This is a genomic window from Acidovorax soli, assembly GCF_900107605.1.
GTDB classification, from domain to species: domain Bacteria; phylum Pseudomonadota; class Gammaproteobacteria; order Burkholderiales; family Burkholderiaceae_C; genus Acidovorax; species Acidovorax soli.
In genome coordinates this window covers 1-17,399 of record NZ_FNQJ01000005.1, presented here as the reverse complement: position 1 = coordinate 17,399, position 17,399 = coordinate 1, and the positions used below count along the sequence as shown (strand labels likewise).

At 62.1% G+C, this 17,399-nt stretch carries 13 protein-coding genes and 1 tRNA gene; all 14 read right to left on the bottom strand.

Annotated elements, in window-relative coordinates:
• Positions 1-28 precede the first annotated feature (28 nt).
• Positions 29-2,320, bottom strand: coding sequence for a sensor histidine kinase (locus tag BLW02_RS05785; protein ID WP_092697433.1), 2,292 nt, complete (start codon positions 2,318-2,320; stop codon positions 29-31).
• Complete coding sequence (locus BLW02_RS05780; RefSeq protein WP_092697432.1) at positions 2,317-2,919, bottom strand: DUF4390 domain-containing protein; 603 nt, start codon at positions 2,917-2,919, stop codon at positions 2,317-2,319. The genes BLW02_RS05785 and BLW02_RS05780 overlap by 4 nt, the downstream gene beginning before the upstream one ends.
• A 7-nt stretch (positions 2,920-2,926) precedes the next feature.
• The gene (gene rsmB / locus BLW02_RS05775) at positions 2,927-4,360 is read right to left on the bottom strand and encodes a 16S rRNA (cytosine(967)-C(5))-methyltransferase RsmB (protein WP_092697431.1); all 1,434 of its coding nucleotides are present in this window, start codon (positions 4,358-4,360) and stop codon (positions 2,927-2,929) included.
• Positions 4,357-4,839 (bottom strand): LemA family protein, encoded by a 483-nt coding sequence (locus tag BLW02_RS05770; RefSeq protein ID WP_342029662.1) that lies wholly within the window; start codon positions 4,837-4,839, stop codon positions 4,357-4,359. Before BLW02_RS05770 ends, rsmB begins: the two co-directional genes overlap by 4 nt.
• Positions 4,840-5,028: 189 nt before the next feature.
• Positions 5,029-9,255 (bottom strand): DNA-directed RNA polymerase subunit beta', encoded by a 4,227-nt coding sequence (gene rpoC, locus BLW02_RS05765; protein ID WP_092697429.1) that lies wholly within the window; start codon positions 9,253-9,255, stop codon positions 5,029-5,031.
• A 67-nt stretch (positions 9,256-9,322) separates the two neighbouring features.
• Positions 9,323-13,435 (bottom strand): DNA-directed RNA polymerase subunit beta, encoded by a 4,113-nt coding sequence (gene rpoB, locus BLW02_RS05760; RefSeq protein WP_092697428.1) that lies wholly within the window; start codon positions 13,433-13,435, stop codon positions 9,323-9,325.
• A gap of 266 nt (positions 13,436-13,701) precedes the next feature.
• The gene (gene rplL / locus BLW02_RS05755; protein ID WP_008907085.1) at positions 13,702-14,079 is read right to left on the bottom strand and encodes a 50S ribosomal protein L7/L12; all 378 of its coding nucleotides are present in this window, start codon (positions 14,077-14,079) and stop codon (positions 13,702-13,704) included.
• A 40-nt stretch (positions 14,080-14,119) separates the two neighbouring features.
• Positions 14,120-14,644 carry a 50S ribosomal protein L10 gene (rplJ, locus tag BLW02_RS05750; protein ID WP_007850048.1) on the bottom strand — a complete coding sequence of 175 codons (525 nt, stop codon included), beginning with the start codon at positions 14,642-14,644 and terminating at the stop codon, positions 14,120-14,122.
• A 233-nt stretch (positions 14,645-14,877) separates the two neighbouring features.
• On the bottom strand, positions 14,878-15,573 hold the full coding sequence (rplA, locus tag BLW02_RS05745; protein WP_092697427.1) for a 50S ribosomal protein L1: 696 nt from the start codon (positions 15,571-15,573) through the stop codon (positions 14,878-14,880).
• Positions 15,574-16,005 carry a 50S ribosomal protein L11 gene (gene rplK, locus BLW02_RS05740; protein WP_092697426.1) on the bottom strand — a complete coding sequence of 144 codons (432 nt, stop codon included), beginning with the start codon at positions 16,003-16,005 and terminating at the stop codon, positions 15,574-15,576.
• A gap of 122 nt (positions 16,006-16,127) precedes the next feature.
• Entirely contained in the window at positions 16,128-16,718 is a 591-nt protein-coding gene (nusG, locus tag BLW02_RS05735) for a transcription termination/antitermination protein NusG (RefSeq protein ID WP_026436686.1), read from the bottom strand.
• Positions 16,715-17,101 (bottom strand): preprotein translocase subunit SecE, encoded by a 387-nt coding sequence (secE, locus tag BLW02_RS05730; protein WP_026436685.1) that lies wholly within the window; start codon positions 17,099-17,101, stop codon positions 16,715-16,717. Before secE ends, nusG begins: the two co-directional genes overlap by 4 nt.
• 88 nt (positions 17,102-17,189) lie before the next feature.
• Positions 17,190-17,265: transfer RNA gene (locus BLW02_RS05725), tRNA-Trp, on the bottom strand.
• An 11-nt stretch (positions 17,266-17,276) separates the two neighbouring features.
• On the bottom strand, positions 17,277-17,399 hold a 123-nt coding region (locus BLW02_RS05720), incomplete at its 5' end, for an EF-Tu C-terminal domain-related protein (RefSeq protein WP_462938461.1).

Sequence of the window (17,399 nt, the reverse complement as noted above, 5' to 3'; positions counted from 1 at the left end):
AACGCCTTGGATGCTGCGGTGGGTGTTGTTATGACACCACCGATGGGTAAGTGGCGAATGATAACGACACTTGTGCCCCCCGCACCACGCCGTCGTCAAGCCGGTTCGACAACTCGATCCGGGCACCGTGCTCGTCGGCAATCTTCTTCACCACGGCCAGGCCCAGTCCGGTGCCCCGTGGTTTGGTGGTGACATAGGGTTCAAATGCCCGCTGCAGAATGTGCGCGGGAAAGCCTGGGCCACTATCGGTCACGGTCAGGCGAACACGGTGCGATGACTCGCTCCAGCGGGTGCTGATACGCACCGGCAGCATCGGCTCGGAGCTCCCCGCACGAGCCTGCACGGTGGCGTCCTGGGCGTTTTGCAGCAGGTTGTGCACAACCTGGCGCAGCTGCTGTGCGTCGCCGGCAATCGGCGGGCAGCGCAGATCCAGCTCGGATTCCACGGGTACCGTGGCGTTTTCGGCCCCATACAGATAGAGCACGTCGGTCACCAACGTGTTCAGGTCCAGCGTTTGCAATTCGGCAGCGGGCAGGCGTGCATAGTCGCGGAACTCGTTGACGAGCCGCTTCATCGCATCCACCTGCTCCACGATGGTCCGGACCGACTTGGTCAAGATGGCCTGCTCCGGCGCCGGCAGCTTGCCGGTGAGCTTCATTTCCAGGCGCTCGGCAGACAGCTGGACGGGGGTAAGGGGGTTCTTGATCTCATGGGCCAGGCGCCGCGCCACCTCACCCCAGGCCTGGGCACGCTGTGCCGAAACAATTTCCGAAATGTCGTCAAAAACCAACAACCGCGACGCATCTGGAAGCTCGGCACCCCGCATGACCAGGCTTGTCGCGTGGTGCGCAGTGCCACTGGCGGAACCATGCAGTTCAAACGGCTGCTGCCAATGGTCCAGTCCGTGGTGGTGGAGATCACCCAGGAATTCGTCGAACTGCTGTTGCACTGCCGCGGCAAAAGCGGCCAGCCCCGGCACCGCTGCCAGCGGCTGACCCGCGTAGGCCGCCATGGGGGCGCGCAGGATGCGCGTGGCGCCCGGATTGAAGGACAGGATGACGCCTTGCTGGTCGAGGACCACCACGCCTGCGGTGAGATTGTCCAGAATGGTCTGCAGCTTGGCACGCGCTGCATCCACCTCGCCCATGCTCTGCTCCACCGCCCCCTGCGCGTCCGCAATCTGCTGGGTCATGGTGGCAAAGGAGCGCGTGAGTCCGTCAAGCTCATCCTTGCCTTGCAGCGCGGCCTTGGGACTGAGATTGCCCGCCGCCACCTCTCGCACCCCCTCCGCGAGCACCAGAAGCGGCCGCACCAGCTGGTTGCCCAGCAATACGGCCAGAAGGACGGCGCCAAAAACGGCCAGGAACAAGCCCAGCGTCAGGGTGCCCACATACATGCGGCGAAGGCCCTCGCGGGCCAGGGCCCGTTCCTGGTATTCCCGATTGGCTTCCTGCACCGCCAGCGCATTGGCCACCAGTGCCGGCGGCAGGGGCATGGTGACCTGCAAAAAACGCGGCTCCAGCAGCAAGCCCACGCTGGGGCTTGCGACCAGCGCAAATACCTTCACCCGGGCGCTCTGCGTGGCAGCAGGGTCGGTAATGTCGTCCAGCCCCTCGATCTGTGCCAGGGTGCGCTGCTGGCGCACCATGCGCAGCTGCGCTGCGCCAGGGCGCTCCGGGCTCAGGTTGAAACGCGACTGGCCAGCGCTGGAAACGGCATGCCCGGAGGCGTTCCACAAGATCACGTCGCTGGCCGAAAGCTGGTCGCGGATGCGCTCCAGCACCAGCCCGGCTGCGGCATCGGGCACCTGGGCCAGCTGCACGCTGGCTGCCCGCGCCTTGCTGGCCATGTCTTCGGCCATGGAGTCGAGGGACACCCGTGCCAGATTCACGCCCGCCACCAGGGCACCCTCCACCTTCACGTCAAACCAGCTTTCAATGGACCGGGTGACAAACTGGTACGACACCACATAGATCAGCAACCCGGGCAGCAGACCCACCAGTGCAAAAATGGCGGCCAGCTTGACCAGCAGGCGGCTGCCAAAGCGCCCGCGCCGCAACCGCACGGCCAGCCGCACGCCTACCCATACCAGCACCGCCAGCAGCAGCACGGCCACCAGCACGTTCACCCCGAACAGCCAGGCGTAATTGCGCTCGTAGAGCGCCCGGTTGTTGGTGGCCAGCGTCAGCATGAAAAGCAGCACCATGCCGATGGCCGACATGATGGCGGCACCCACCCCGACGGTCCAGCGCACCGCCCGCGACTGCCGACCCAACGCCTGATTCGACGCCGATTCTGCCGAAAGTTTGCGCTTACTCACCGTGTGATCTCCGGCGCCAGGCGCTGGTTCCGGGCGACCGCCAGGCTCCAGCCCGCGCTGCCCACCGCCCCGATCTGGAGGGGACGTGGCAATTGCGTCATGTCCAGCCGAAACCGGAAATTGACGGTGTGCACAGCATCTGCGTCAATTTCACCATCCTCCGCAATCTTCCAGCGCGAAATCCGCTGCATGGCCGACACGGCATCGCGCAGGTCGTCAAAATTCTGTCCCAGCGCCACCCCCAGCCCGGTGTGGGAAAACGGCACGGACGACGTACTCAGACGCCAGCGCCGGGTCAGGGGCTGATAGTTCAGGCGCAGATGGCGGGTGGCAGTGGCCACCTGGCGGTCTGACCAGTACCAGCGCTCCCGCAGCACCTGGGCTTCGACCACAAAGAAAATGGGAATGCCCTTGTAGAGGGCGTCTTCGGCCAGTTCGGGCAGTGCCAACTGCAAGCTGGCGCTGAGGTACACGCCATCGTCCGCGCGCTCCAGGCGCAGATCGGTCACTTCGCTCGCATGCGATTGCGCCTGCACCTGCAGCGGCCCGGCCAGCATGCACAGCCAGGCCAGCACCCAACAGACGATCGAGCGGACCATGCGGCGCTCACCCGGGGGCTTTATGCAACAGTGCGTAAAAAAATCCGTCGTGCTCACCCGTTGCATTGTCCGGGACTGCTCCGCGATTGTTTCCATTGCCAGGAATTAAATGCCCTGGGGATGGCAGCAATCGGGCATCGGTGTTGTGCGCAAGAAACGTTTGGACCTGCGCATCGCCCTCGGCACGGAACACCGAACAGGTGCAGTACAGCAGGCGCCCGCCCGGCTTCACCAGCGGCCACAGGGCCGCCAACAGGCGTGCCTGCTGGGCGGCCAGCTGGGCAATATCGGTTTCGCGGCGCAGCCAGCGCACATCCGGGTGGCGGCGGACGATGCCCGATGCCGTGCACGGAGCATCCAGCAAGATCGCATCGAACAAGGCGCCGGCGCAGTGCTGCCGCCACCAGTCCTGCGGCTGCGCCGCATCAGCCACCAGCACCTGCGCGCGCAGGCCCAGGCGATCCAGGGTTTCGTGGATGCGTGTGCTGCGCACGGCATCCACCTCCAGCGCGGTCACCTGGATGGGACTGGATGCGCCCGCGTATTCCAGCAGGTGGGCGGTCTTGCCTCCCGGCGCGGCGCAGGCATCCAGCACCCGCAAGGGCTGCGCGAGATCCAGCCCTTGCAGCAGCAACGGTGCTGCCTGCTGCGCAGCGGCATCCTGCACCGAAACCATCCCCTGGGCGAATCCCGGCAATTCCGCCACCGGCAGGGGCTGGCGCAGGATCAGGCCCTGCTCACCGACCACGGCTGAATCAATATTCATAGCAGCTAGCGCTTTCTGGTATTGCGCTACCGTGCCTTTTCGCACATTTACCCGCAAGACCATGGGCGCTTGGGCGTTGTTGGCCTGCAGGATCTGCTGCCATTGCGCCGGGTGGTCTTTCTGCAGCTTCTTCACCCACCACAGCGGGTGGTTCCAGCGGACCACAGGGTCGGCATCGGTCGCGGCGACCAGGGCTTCGCGCTCCCGCAAAAAGCGGCGCAGGCAGGCATTGATGAAAGAGGCCTGCGCACGGGTGGCCATGCTGCGTTTGGCCGCTTCCACGGTCTGGTTGACCAGGGTGAAGGGTTCGTAAGGCGCCTCGTCGGCCCGCCACGACAGTGCCAAAGCCGTGCACAGCAACGCATCGGCAGCGGGGGGCGGCGTGCGGGACACCAGCTGACGCCGCAGTGCCTGTGCCCGGCCCAGCGTGCGCAACACCTGAAAAAGCAGCGCCTGCACCCCCGGCCGCAAGCCAGCATCCACGGCGGCCATCGCCGCCGTACCCGATTGGCCGGCACAAATGGCCTGCAACGCCGTGGCGACGCCCGCGAGTTGCTCCCACAGCGCAACCCCGGACGCTCCATGGGGGTCGGCGCTGCGCCGTGGCGGCAAGGAATCGCGGCTTCCAGGCGCAAGCGCGGTGCGGGGTCGGTGGTGTGAACCAGCTGGTGTCATGAATGGCTTTCTGGCGCAATGGACAGTACGCGCGCTGGAGTGAACCCGAAGGCCCAGGCCAGCATCAATGCAGGAAACTGCCCGAGTGCGGCGTTGTAATGGAGCACCGCATCATTGAAGATCTGTGCCGCCTGTTCGTTAGGCTTGCGCAATTCGTCCCACCGGGCACGCCAATGCGCCACCTTGCGGCGGGCATCTTCGGCATCAGCGCCAGGCTGCAGATTCAGCCACACTGCATCCAGCACCGCGCACGCGGCAGACAGCGCCGCCACGGGCTCCCCCTGCAACGGTCGCGCCCGCGCCACGGCCAAAGAGACTGTCAATTGTGTGGAGGCCCCTTGCAGGGTGCTGTGCGCCTCGCGGTCCAGGGCCCCGGCGGTGACCTGAGCGGCGTCGAACTCCCCCACCATGGCAAGCCATCGGACCAGATGGGCATCCAGACTGCCAAAGGCCTGCACCACCGCCGAGCGCAGACGCACGAGGCGGTTGTATGCGCCAACGGCCCAGAAAAGAGCGATCGCAATGACTATCCAGCTGAGCGGCGATGACCACATGCGCTAACACCGGCACCGCATGCAGCATGCGGCCCGGTCCGTGAGAGTTCCAGAAAAAACGCTCCCGGCCCGTCAGGAGACAGGGCGGGAGCGCATCAGTGACGGCCCGGGGGCTTAGTCGGCAGCCGCGTCAGGAGCGGCACCTTCTGTCACGGAGGTTTCTGCCGAAGCCTCCATTTCGGCGGCTTCCGCTTCGGCAATGGCGCGGCGCTCGGCGTCGTCCATGGCGTCCTTGGCCTTGCGCGCCTGGTGGTAGGCCATACCGGTACCGGCAGGAATCAGGCGACCCACGATCACGTTTTCCTTCAGGCCACGCAGCTCGTCGCGCTTGCCCATGATGGCAGCCTCGGTGAGCACGCGGGTGGTTTCCTGGAAGGAAGCGGCCGAGATGAACGAATCGGTCGACAGCGAGGCCTTCGTGATACCCAGGAGCAGGTTGCTGTAGGTCGCGGGAATCTTGCCCGCTGCCTGCAGCGCATCGTTGGTGTTGAGGATCTCGGAGCGCTCGACCTGCTCGCCGCCAATGTAGCTGGACTCGCCGATGTTCTCGACCACGACGCGGCGCAGCATCTGGCGAACGATCACCTCGATGTGCTTGTCGTTGATCTTCACACCCTGCAAGCGGTACACGTCCTGCACTTCATCAACGATGTAGCGCGAGAGCTCTTCGATGCCCAGCAGGCGCAGGATGTCCTGCGGATCGGCCGGGCCGTCCACGATGGACTCGCCCTTGTTGACCACCTGGCCTTCGTGCACCAGGATGTTCTTTTCCTTGGGCACGAGTTCCTCGAACACGCGGCCTTCGGGGTCGGTGATCTGCAGGCGGACCTTGCCCTTGGTTTCCTTGCCGAACGACACGGTACCGGTCATTTCGGCCAGCGTGCCCTTGTCCTTGGGCGTGCGGGCTTCGAACAGCTCCGCCACACGGGGCAGACCGCCGGTAATGTCGCGGGTCTTCTGGCCTTCGACCGGAATACGCGCCAGCACTTCGCCGGGGCCCACGTCCTGGCCGTCACGCACCTGGATCAGGGCGCCGACCTGGAAGCCGATGGTCACCGAGTGGTCGGTGCCAGGGATCTTCACTTCGTTGCCCTGGGCATCGATCAGCTTCACCTGCGGACGCACGACCTTGGCGGCACCACGGCGCTTCGGATCGATCACCACCAGCGTGGACAGACCGGTCACTTCGTCGACCTGCTTGGCCACCGTGAGGCCTTCCTCGACGTTCTCGAACTTCACCTGGCCAGCAAACTCGGTGATGATGGGGCGCGTCAGCGGATCCCAGTTGGCGAGGATGGTGCCAGCCTTGATGGTCTGGTCTGCCTTCACCGTCAGCGTGGCGCCGTAGGGCACCTTGTGGCGCTCGCGCTCGCGGCCATGCTCGTCCTGGATGACGATTTCACCCGAACGCGCAATCACCACCAGCTCGCCCTTGGTGTTGCTCACGTAGCGCATCGTGGCATTGAAGCCGATCACGCCGTTGGACTTGGCTTCCACGCTCGACGCGATGGCTGCGCGCGAAGCGGCACCACCGATGTGGAAGGTGCGCATGGTCAGCTGCGTGCCGGGTTCGCCGATGGACTGGGCAGCGATCACACCCACGGCTTCGCCGAGGTTGATCAGGCCGCCGCGGCCCAGGTCGCGACCGTAGCACTTGGCGCACAGGCCGTAGCGGGTTTCGCAGGTCAGGGCGGTGCGCACCTTGACTTCATCCACGCCAGCGGCTTCGATTTCCTCGATGAGGTCTTCTTCCAGCATCACGCCGGCAGGCACCAGCACGGCACGCGTTTCAGGGTGCAGCACGTCTTCGGCCGCCGTGCGGCCCAGGATACGTTCGCGCAGCGATTCGATCACTTCACCGCCTTCGACGATGGCGCGCATCAGCGAACCATTGGCCGTACCGCAATCCTCTTCGGTCACGACCAGGTCCTGCGTCACGTCCACCAGACGGCGGGTGAGGTAACCCGAGTTGGCGGTCTTCAGCGCCGTGTCGGCCAGACCCTTGCGGGCACCGTGGGTGGAGATGAAGTACTCCAGCACGTTCAGACCTTCGCGGAAGTTCGCGGTAATGGGTGTCTCGATGATCGAGCCGTCTGGCTTGGCCATCAGACCCCGCATACCGGCCACCTGGCGGATCTGGGCGGCGGAGCCGCGGGCGCCGGAGTCGGCCATCATGTAGATGGAGTTGAACGACTCCTGGTCCACTTCCTTGCCGTGGCGGTCCATGACCTTCTGCTTGGACAGCTGGGCCATCATCACCTTGGACACTTCGTCGCCGGCCTTGCCCCAGATGTCCACCACCTTGTTGTAGCGCTCGCCAGACGTCACCAGACCGGACACGTACTGCTGCTCGATCTCTTTGACTTCCTTCTCGGAGCGCTCGATGATGCCGGCCTTTTGCGGCGGCACCAGCATGTCGTCGATGGCGATCGAGATACCGGCGCGCGTGGCCAAGCGGAAGCCGTTTTGCAGCAGCTTGTCGGCGAACACCACCGTCTCCTTCAGGCCGCACTTGCGGAAGGACACGTTGATCAGGCGCGAGATTTCCTTCTTCTTGAGCGCCTTGTTCATGTTGGAGAACGGCAGGCCCTTGGGCAGGATCTCGGACAGCAGTGCGCGGCCCACGGTGGTTTCCACCAGCGAGGTGGAAGGCACGAACTCGCCGGTTTCCTTGTTCTTGGTCCACTCGGTCATGCGCACCGTGATCTTGGCGGCCAGCTCGACCTGGCCAGCGTCCAGGGCACGCTGCACTTCACCGGTGTCGGCGAACACCAGGCCTTCGCCCTTGCCGTTGATGCGATCACGGGTGGCGTAGTACAGGCCCAGCACCACGTCCTGCGAAGGCACGATGGAGGGTTCGCCCGAGGCGGGGAACAGCACGTTGTTGGAGGCCAGCATCAGCGTGCGGGCTTCCATCTGCGCTTCCACCGACAGCGGCACGTGGACAGCCATCTGGTCACCGTCGAAGTCGGCGTTGAAGGCCGCGCAAACGAGGGGGTGCAGCTGGATGGCCTTGCCTTCGATCAGGATGGGCTCGAAGGCCTGGATGCCCAGACGGTGCAGCGTAGGCGCACGGTTCAGCATCACGGGGTGCTCTTTGATGACCTCTTCCAGGATGTCCCACACCACGGGGGTGCCGGATTCGACTTCCTTCTTGGCGGCCTTGATCGTCGTCGCGATGCCCATGGCTTCGAGGCGCGAGAAGATGAAGGGCTTGAACAGCTCCAGCGCCATCAGCTTGGGCAGACCGCACTGGTGCAGCTTGAGCGTTGGGCCTACGGTGATCACGGAACGACCGGAGTAGTCCACGCGCTTGCCCAGCAAGTTCTGGCGGAAACGACCCGACTTGCCCTTGATCATGTCGGCCAGCGACTTCAGGGCACGCTTGTTGGCGCCCGTCATGGCCTTGCCACGGCGGCCGTTGTCCAGCAGCGAGTCGACAGCTTCCTGCAGCATGCGCTTTTCGTTGCGCGCGATGATTTCTGGGGCCTTCAGCTCCAGCAGGCGGCGCAGACGCGAGTTGCGGTTGATGACGCGGCGGTACAGGTCGTTCAGGTCGGACGTGGCGAAGCGGCCGCCGTCCAGCGGCACCAGCGGACGCAGGTCCGGGGGCAGCACGGGCAGCACTTCCAGCACCATCCACTCGGGCTTGATGCCGGACTTCTTGAAGGCTTCCAGCACCTTCAGGCGCTTGGCGTTCTTCTTGACCTTGACTTCAGAGCCGGTCAGGTCGCCACGCAGCTTCTCGATCGACAGGTCGATGTCGATGGATTCGAGCAGGTCCTTGATGCCTTCTGCGCCCATCTTGGCGATGAACTCGTCACCGTATTCCTTGCGCTTGGCGTCGTAGTCGTCCTCGGACATGATGCTGAACTTCTTCAGCGGGGTCATGCCGGGGTCGGTCACCACATAGGCTTCGAAGTACAGCACGCGTTCGATGTCGCGCAGCGTCATGTCGAGAACCAGGCCCAGACGCGATGGCAGCGACTTCAGGAACCAGATGTGGGCGCAGGGCGCGGCGAGGTCGATGTGACCCATGCGCTCGCGGCGCACCTTGGTCTGGGTGACTTCAACGCCGCACTTCTCGCAGATCACGCCGCGGTGCTTGAGGCGCTTGTACTTGCCGCACAGGCATTCGTAGTCCTTGATGGGACCAAAAATCTTGGCACAGAACAGGCCGTCGCGCTCGGGCTTGAACGTGCGGTAGTTGATGGTTTCGGGCTTCTTCACTTCGCCGAAAGACCACGAACGGATCTTTTCGGGCGAAGCCATGCCGATGCGGATGGCATCGAAATGCTCGTCCGGCGTGAATTGCTTGAACAGGTCGAGTAGCGATTTCATGTGACTCTTTCCTTTTTAATCTGTTGAGGACAGAGCGGCGCGGCGCGCCGGTCTATCCCGCAAGGCTTCACGAACGTTCCAGCTCGATGTCCAGGCCCAGCGAACGGATTTCCTTGACCAGCACGTTGAACGATTCCGGCATACCGGCTTCGATGGCGTGTTCGCCCTTGACGATGGATTCGTACACCTTGGTACGGCCCACCACGTCGTCGGACTTCACGGTCAGCATTTCCTGCAGCACGTAGGCGGCGCCGTAGGCTTCCAGCGCCCACACTTCCATTTCACCGAAACGCTGGCCACCGAACTGGGCCTTGCCGCCCAGCGGCTGCTGCGTGACGAGCGAGTAAGGACCGGTCGAGCGAGCGTGCATCTTGTCGTCCACCAGGTGGTGCAGCTTCAGGTAGTGCATGTAGCCGATGGTGGTCGGACGCTCGAAGCGCTCGCCCGTGCGGCCATCAAACAGGTAAGCCTGCGTGCGGGTCGGTGTCAGGCCCTTGCGCTCCGCGATGTCGTCCGGGTAGGCGATCTTGAGCATGTCCTTGATTTCTTCTTCCGAAGCACCATCGAACACTGGGGTGGCGTAAGGCACGCCGCTCGTCAGGTTCTCCGCCATGGCCATCAGGTCATCGTCGCTCAGTTGCGACAGGTCTTCCTTGCGGCCGCGCGAGTTGTACACCTCTTCGAGGAAGGTACGCAGCTCGGACGCCTTGGCCTGCTCCTGGAGCATGTTGCCAATGCGCTGACCAATGCCCTTGCCGGCCCAGCCCAGGTGGACTTCCAGCACCTGACCGATGTTCATCCGCGAGGGCACGCCCAGCGGGTTCAGAACGATGTCGGCAGGGGTACCGTCGGCCATGTAAGGCATGTCTTCGACCGGAACGATCTTGGACACCACACCCTTGTTACCGTGGCGGCCGGCCATCTTGTCACCAGGCTGCAGGCGGCGCTTGACGGCCAGGTAGACCTTGACCATCTTGAGCACGCCAGCAGGCAGCTCGTCGCCTTGCGTGAGCTTCTTGCGCTTTTCTTCAAAAGCCAGGTCGAAACTGTGGCGGGTTTGCTCCAGCGCGTTCTTGATGGATTCGAGCTGGGTGGCGACTTCGTCTTCCGCGGGGCGGATGTCGAACCAGTGGAACTTCTCGACGGAAGCCAGGTAAGCCTTGTCGATCTTCGTGCCCTTGGCCAGCTTCTGCGGGCCGCCGTTGGCCACGCGGCCGGTCAGCAGCTTTTCGATACGGTCGAACGCGTCGGCCTCCACGATGCGCAGCTGGTCGTTCAGGTCCAGGCGGAAGCGCTTGAGTTCATCGTCGATGATTTGCTGGGCGCGCTTGTCACGCTGGATGCCTTCACGGGTGAACACCTGCACGTCGATCACGGTGCCCGACGAGCCCTGGTCCACGCGCAGCGAGGTGTCCTTCACGTCGGAAGCCTTCTCGCCGAAGATGGCGCGCAAGAGCTTCTCTTCGGGCGTGAGCGTGGTTTCGCCCTTGGGCGTGACCTTGCCGACCAGCGTATCGCCGGGCTGCACTTCGGCGCCCACGTAGATGATGCCGGACTCGTCCAGGCGGTTGAGCTGCTGCTCCGACAGGTTCGGGATGTCGCGCGTGATTTCTTCGGCGCCCAGCTTGGTGTCGCGGGCCATCACCACCAGCTCCTCGATGTGGATCGAGGTGTAGCGGTCTTCCGCCACCACGCGCTCGGAGATCAGGATCGAGTCTTCGAAGTTGTAACCGTTCCAGGGCATGAAGGCGATCAGCATGTTCTGGCCGATGGCGATTTCGCCAAAGTCCGTCGATGCGCCGTCGGCCACCACGTCGCCCTTGACCAGTTTGTCGCCCTTCTTCACGATGGGGCGCTGGTGGATGTTGGTGTTCTGGTTGGAACGTTGGTACTTGATGAGGTTGTAGATGTCCACACCCACTTCACCGGCCACGGCTTCTTCGTCGTTCACACGCACCACGATGCGGGTCGCATCGACGTAGTCCACGATACCGCCACGGGTGGCAGTGACCACGGTACCCGAATCCACAGCAGCCACACGCTCGATACCCGTGCCCACCAGGGGCTTCTCGGGACGCAGCACAGGCACGGCCTGGCGCGACATGTTGGCGCCCATCAACGCGCGGTTCGCGTCGTCGTGCTCCAGGAACGGAACCAGCGAGGCGGCCACCGAGACGATCTGCGCGGGCGACACGTCCATGTACTGCACGCGGTCGGCACCGCACAGGATGGATTCACCCTTTTCACGGGCGGAGACCAAGTCCCCTGTCAGGCGGCCGTCCTTGTCGAGCTGCGCATTGGCCTGCGCGATCACGTACTTGCCTTCTTCGATGGCCGAGAGGTAGTCGATCTCGTTCGTCACCTTGCCATCCACCACGCGGCGGTACGGCGTTTCGATGAAACCGTACTCGTTCAGGCGGGCGTACAGGGCCAGCGAGTTGATCAGACCGATGTTCGGGCCTTCAGGCGTTTCAATAGGGCAGACGCGGCCGTAGTGGGTCACGTGCACGTCGCGCACTTCGAAGCCTGCGCGTTCGCGGGTCAGACCGCCCGGACCGAGGGCCGACACACGGCGCTTGTGCGTGATTTCCGCCAGCGGGTTGGTCTGGTCCATGAATTGGGACAGCTGCGAGGCACCGAAGAACTCTTTCAACGCAGCCGAGATCGGCTTGCTGTTGATCAGGTCGTGGGGCATCAGCGGCTCTTGCTCGGCCTGGCCCAGACGCTCCTTCACGGCCTTCTCGATACGGGCCAGACCGGTGCGGTACTGGTTTTCGGCCAGTTCGCCCACGCAGCGCACACGGCGGTTGCCCAGGTGGTCGATGTCATCGACTTCGCCGTTGCCGTTGCGCAGGTCCACCAGGATCTTGACCACGGCCAGGATGTCTTCGTTGGACAACACCATGGGGCCGGTGGATTCGTCACGGCCGATCTTGGCGTTGAACTTCATGCGGCCCACGCGCGACAGGTCGTACGTGTCGGGGTTGTAGAACAGGCGCTGGAACAGGGCCTGCACCGCGTCTTCCGTTGGCGGCTCGCCGGGGCGCATCATGCGGTAGATGGCCACGCGCGCAGCGAACTCGTCCACCGTTTCATCGATGCGCAGGGTGTGCGACATGTACGCACCCTGGTCGAGTTCATTGGTGTAGATGCACTGCACGTCCTGCACGCCAGCGCTGCGCAGCTTCTTGAGCAGTGCTTCGGTCAGCTCGTCGTTGGCCTTGGCAATGATTTCACCCGTGTCGGTATCCACGATGTTGCGGGCGACCACGCGGCCGATCAGGAAGTCTTCGGGCACGCTGATGTGCGTGGTGCCGGACTGCTCCAGTTCGCGGGTGTGGCGGGCCGTGACGCGCTTGTCCTTGGCCACCACCACCTTGCCGGACTTGTCGGTGATGTCGAAGCGTGCGACTTCGCCGCGCAGGCGCTCGGAGACGAACTCCATCTGCGCACCGCTGTCCATCAGACGGAAGTTGTCGTTGACGAAGAAGTTCGCCAGGATGGACTCGGGGTTCAGGCCGATGGCCTTGAGCAGGATCGTGACCGGCATCTTGCGGCGACGGTCCACGCGGAAGTACAGAATGTCCTTTGGATCAAACTCGAAATCCAGCCAGGAGCCACGGTAGGGAATGATGCGCGCGGAGAACAGCAGCTTGCCCGAGCTGTGGGTCTTGCCCTTGTCATGTTCGAAAAACACGCCGGGTGAACGGTGCAGCTGCGACACGATCACGCGCTCGGTACCGTTGATGATGAACGAGCCCTTGTCGGTCATGAGCGGCACTTCGCCCATGTAGACCTCTTGCTCCTTCACCTCCTTGACCACCTTGGACTGCGAAGTCGAGGACTCGCGGTCATAAATGATCAGCTGCACCTTGGCGCGCACGGCCGAGGCGAAGGTCAGCCCCCGGGTCTGGCATTCGCGCACGTCGAAAGCCGGCTTGGCCAGGTTGTACTCGATGAACTTCATCTCCACAAAACCATTGTGGGAGACGATGGGGAAGGCAGCGTCGAATGCAGCCTGAAGGCCTTCGATGGTTCTTTTCTGGGGTGCTTTATCAGCCTGCAGGAAAGCGGTGTACGCATCCTTCTGCATCTGCAGCAGGTAAGGAACTTCGAGCACGCTGTCGCGGGTGCCGAAACTTTTGCGAATTCGCTTGCGTTCGGTGTAGGAATAGGCCATGAGATCTCCGGGCAAAGACATGAGTCCTGGGTCTTCGACGACTGACCCGCAAGGAGATGTGTCCTCACGGGCTTGGCGGTTGGCCACTACCAACCATGGCGGACGGTGATGCATTGCACATCACCCGAACCAAGGCGTCTTCTGCTGTCGGGGTTGTCAGAAGACACTCGAAAGCCCCTTTTCAGGAGGTCGCTTTCGGGTGCTTTCTGAAGCACCAAAGGCTGGAGGCCCTCTGAGGAACACTCCAGCCCTTGAGCAAGATCGAATTACTTGAGTTCGGCCTTGGCGCCGGCTTCCACCAGCTTCTTGACGGCTGCTTCGGCGTCGGCCTTGGCAATGCCTTCCTTGACGTTCTTGGGAGCGCCGTCCACCAGGTCCTTGGCTTCCTTGAGGCCCAGGCCGGTGATTTCGCGCACTGCCTTGATGACGGACACCTTGTTGGCGCCAGCTTCGGTCAGCACCACATTGAATTCCGTCTTTTCTTCGGCAGCAGCAGCGCCAGCGCCACCACCAGCGGCAGCAGGAGCAGCCATGGCTGCAGCGCTCACGCCAAACTTCTCTTCAATGGCCTTCACCAGGTCATTGAGTTCCAGAACCGTCATGCTGTCCAGCGCGGTCAAAAATGCGTCTTTATCGAATGCCATTTTGATTTCCTAACAATTTTGTTGGTTAACTGCCCGGCCATCAAGCCGCGACAGGTTCGGCGGCCGGTGCGGCAGCGCCTTCGCCTTTTTTCGCCGCCAGTGCGCCCAGCACAACGGCCGTACGCGACATGGGGGACATAAGCAAGCCACAAATCTGGGCCAACAGAACTTCCTTGGAGGGAATGTTGGCCAGTTGCTTAACGCCGTTGACATCCAGGGCTTTGCCACCGAAAGCGCCACCGCGAATCACCAACTTGTCGTTGGTTTTCGCGAAATCGGCCACCACCTTGGCGGCGGCCACAGCGTCTTCGGAGAAGCCATAGATCAGCGGACCGGTCATCTGGTCTGCCACCACGTCAAATGCGCTGCCAGCCACAGCACGGCGAGCCAGGGTGTTCTTCAGAACACTCAGGGTCACGCCCTTGCTGCGGGCATCAACACGCAGTTTGGTCATGTCGGCGACCGTGATGCCACGGTATTCCGCGATCACAAGCGTTTGAGCTTTTGCGGCGAGGCTGGTCACTTCACTGATGACCGCTTCTTTCTCACTGCGATTAAGACTCAAGGTCTACTCCTTAAAATGCGCAATCGGCACAGGCCTCATGCGCGCTCTTGTTGCAGCGACCAACTGTGTTCAGGAAAACATTCCATCTGCAGCGGGATCGCCATCTGCGTTGGCCCCCAGGGGTTTAAGTGCGAATATCCTGCACACCAACGGTCTTGGATGGCCTGAAAACACCAGAGCGCTTTCAGCCCACCACATCAGGCCTTCTGACGGGCCTGAAGATTTTTTTGCAATTACGCTGCGATGGACTGGGTATCCACGCGGACGCCCAGGCCCATCGTCGACGAAACAGCAACCTTGCGCAGATACAGGCCCTTGCTCGAAGCAGGCTTGGCCTTGTTCAACGCATCGATCAGTGCAGCCAGGTTGCCCTGCAGCTTGTCGTTGTCGAACGAGCGACGACCAATCGTGCCATGCACGATTCCAGCCTTGTCGACGCGGAATTGCACCTGGCCAGCCTTCGCATTCTTGACCGCCGTGGCGACATCCGGTGTCACCGTGCCCACCTTGGGATTAGGCATCAGGCCACGGGGACCCAGGATCTGCCCCAAAGTACCCACAACGCGCATGGCGTCAGGGGCAGCGATCACCACGTCGAAAGGCATGTCTCCAGCCTTTACCATGGCGGCCAGGTCGTCCATGCCGACCACGTCGGCGCCAGCGGCCTTGGCTTCCTCTGCCTTGGCACCTTGGGCAAACACGGCCACGCGAGTGGTTTTGCCGGTGCCGTTAGGCAGCACTACAGCGCCACGCACAACCTGATCGGACTTCTTTGCGTCAATGCCCAATTGCACGGCCACATCAATCGACTCGTCGAACTTGGCAGTTGCCGCATCCTTGACGATGGCGATGGCTTCTGCAAAAGCGTAGAGCTTGGTGCTGTCCACTTTGCCCTGCAGGGCCTTTTGTTTCTTTGTCAGCTTGGCCATTTACAAACCCTCCACCGTCACGCCCATGGAGCGCGCAGAGCCAGCCAGCGTGCGAACTGCAGCGTCCACATTGGCAGCATTCATGTCCTTCAACTTGGTCTTGGCAATTTCTTCGAGCTGTGCGCGAGTGATCTTGCCGACCTTGGTGCTCAGGGCGTTTGGCGAACCTTTTTCCAGCTTGATCGCCTTCTTGATCAAAACCGTCGCAGGCGGCGTCTTGATGATGAAGGTGAAGCTCTTGTCTGCAAAAGCCGTGATGACCACAGGCAGAGGCAGACCAGGCTCGACACCTTGGGTCTGCGCATTGAATGCCTTGCAGAACTCCATGATGTTGAGGCCGCGCTGACCGAGCGCAGGACCAATGGGTGGGGATGGATTGGCCTTACCAGCTGGCACTTGCAGCTTGATAAAACCGACGATTTTCTTCGCCATGCTTTACTCCTTGCGGGTGATAACGCCTGACTTGCTGAGGCAAGACAAGGCTCCCCGGGGTTAACGACTCACCAAATGCATTCACACCGAGTCGAAAAGTGTGATGCCCAAAACTCCATGGATCAGGTTTTTTCGACCTGCCCAAATTCCAGTTCCACAGGGGTGGAGCGACCGAAGATCATCACGGAAACGCGCACACGGCTCTTTTCGTAATTCACATCTTCCACCGATCCATTGAAATCCGTGAAAGGACCTTCCTTGACACGAACCAGCTCACCCACCATGAACTCAACCTTGTGCCGAGGCTTTTCGGTGCCCTCCTGCATCTGGCTGACGATCTTCTGCACCTCTTCTTCCGAGATGGGCGCAGGGCGATTCTTCGCCCCACCCACGAATCCGGTGACCTTGTTGGTGTGTTTGACCAGGTGCCAGGTATCGTCATCCATGACCATCTCGACGAACACATAACCAGGAAACAACCGGCGCTCTGTCGTTTTGCGCTGACCGTTCTTCATCTCAACCACTTCTTCAGTGGGAACCAGAATGCGGCCAAACTTGCCCTCCATGCCGGAGCGCGCAATGCGCTCAAGAATGTTGCGCTCGACCGCTTTTTCCATCCCCGAATAGGCATGGACGATGTACCACCGCAGATCAGGATTGGAAGACGCAGCACCAGAGGCATCGGCCCCAGCCAAATCCACAACGCTTGTCATGACTTCCTCCAGCCCAAAATCAGGTCATACAAAACCCACTCAAGGGTTTTGTCGGTAAACCACAAGAACAATGCCATGATGACGACAAAAGCAAACACGTAAGCAGTCATCTGCAGTGTTTCCTTGCGCGTCGGCCAGACCACCTTTTTGACTTCACGCCAAGCATCTCGTGCGAAGGCAACAAACTGACGTCCTGGTTCGGAAACCAGAAAGACAGCCGCTGCAACAACGAGGCCCAGCAGCAATGCAGCCCATTGCACGATCGGCCCCTGTTTGCCCAGCAAATAGAAACCCGCCACAGAGGCAATCACCAACGCCACGACTGCAGCGAGCTTGGCCTTGTCCGCCCCCGTATTGACAGTTTCAACTTGTGTAGTGGCCATGTCTTAATTTTCCTGCTTCAATTTTCGGTATCGCCCAAGACACCGAAGCCCGCCAATGCTGGCGGGCTTGTTTTTGACCACATTCAAGTGGCAGGGGCAGTAGGAATCGAACCTACAACCTTCGGTTTTGGAGACCGACGCTCTGCCAATTGAGCTATACCCCTATGAACACGCTTTAAGCAATGATCTTGGCCACGACGCCAGCGCCCACGGTACGGCCGCCTTCACGGATAGCGAAGCGCAGGCCTTCTTCCATGGCGATGGGGTTGATCAGCTTGACGGTGATCGACACGTTGTC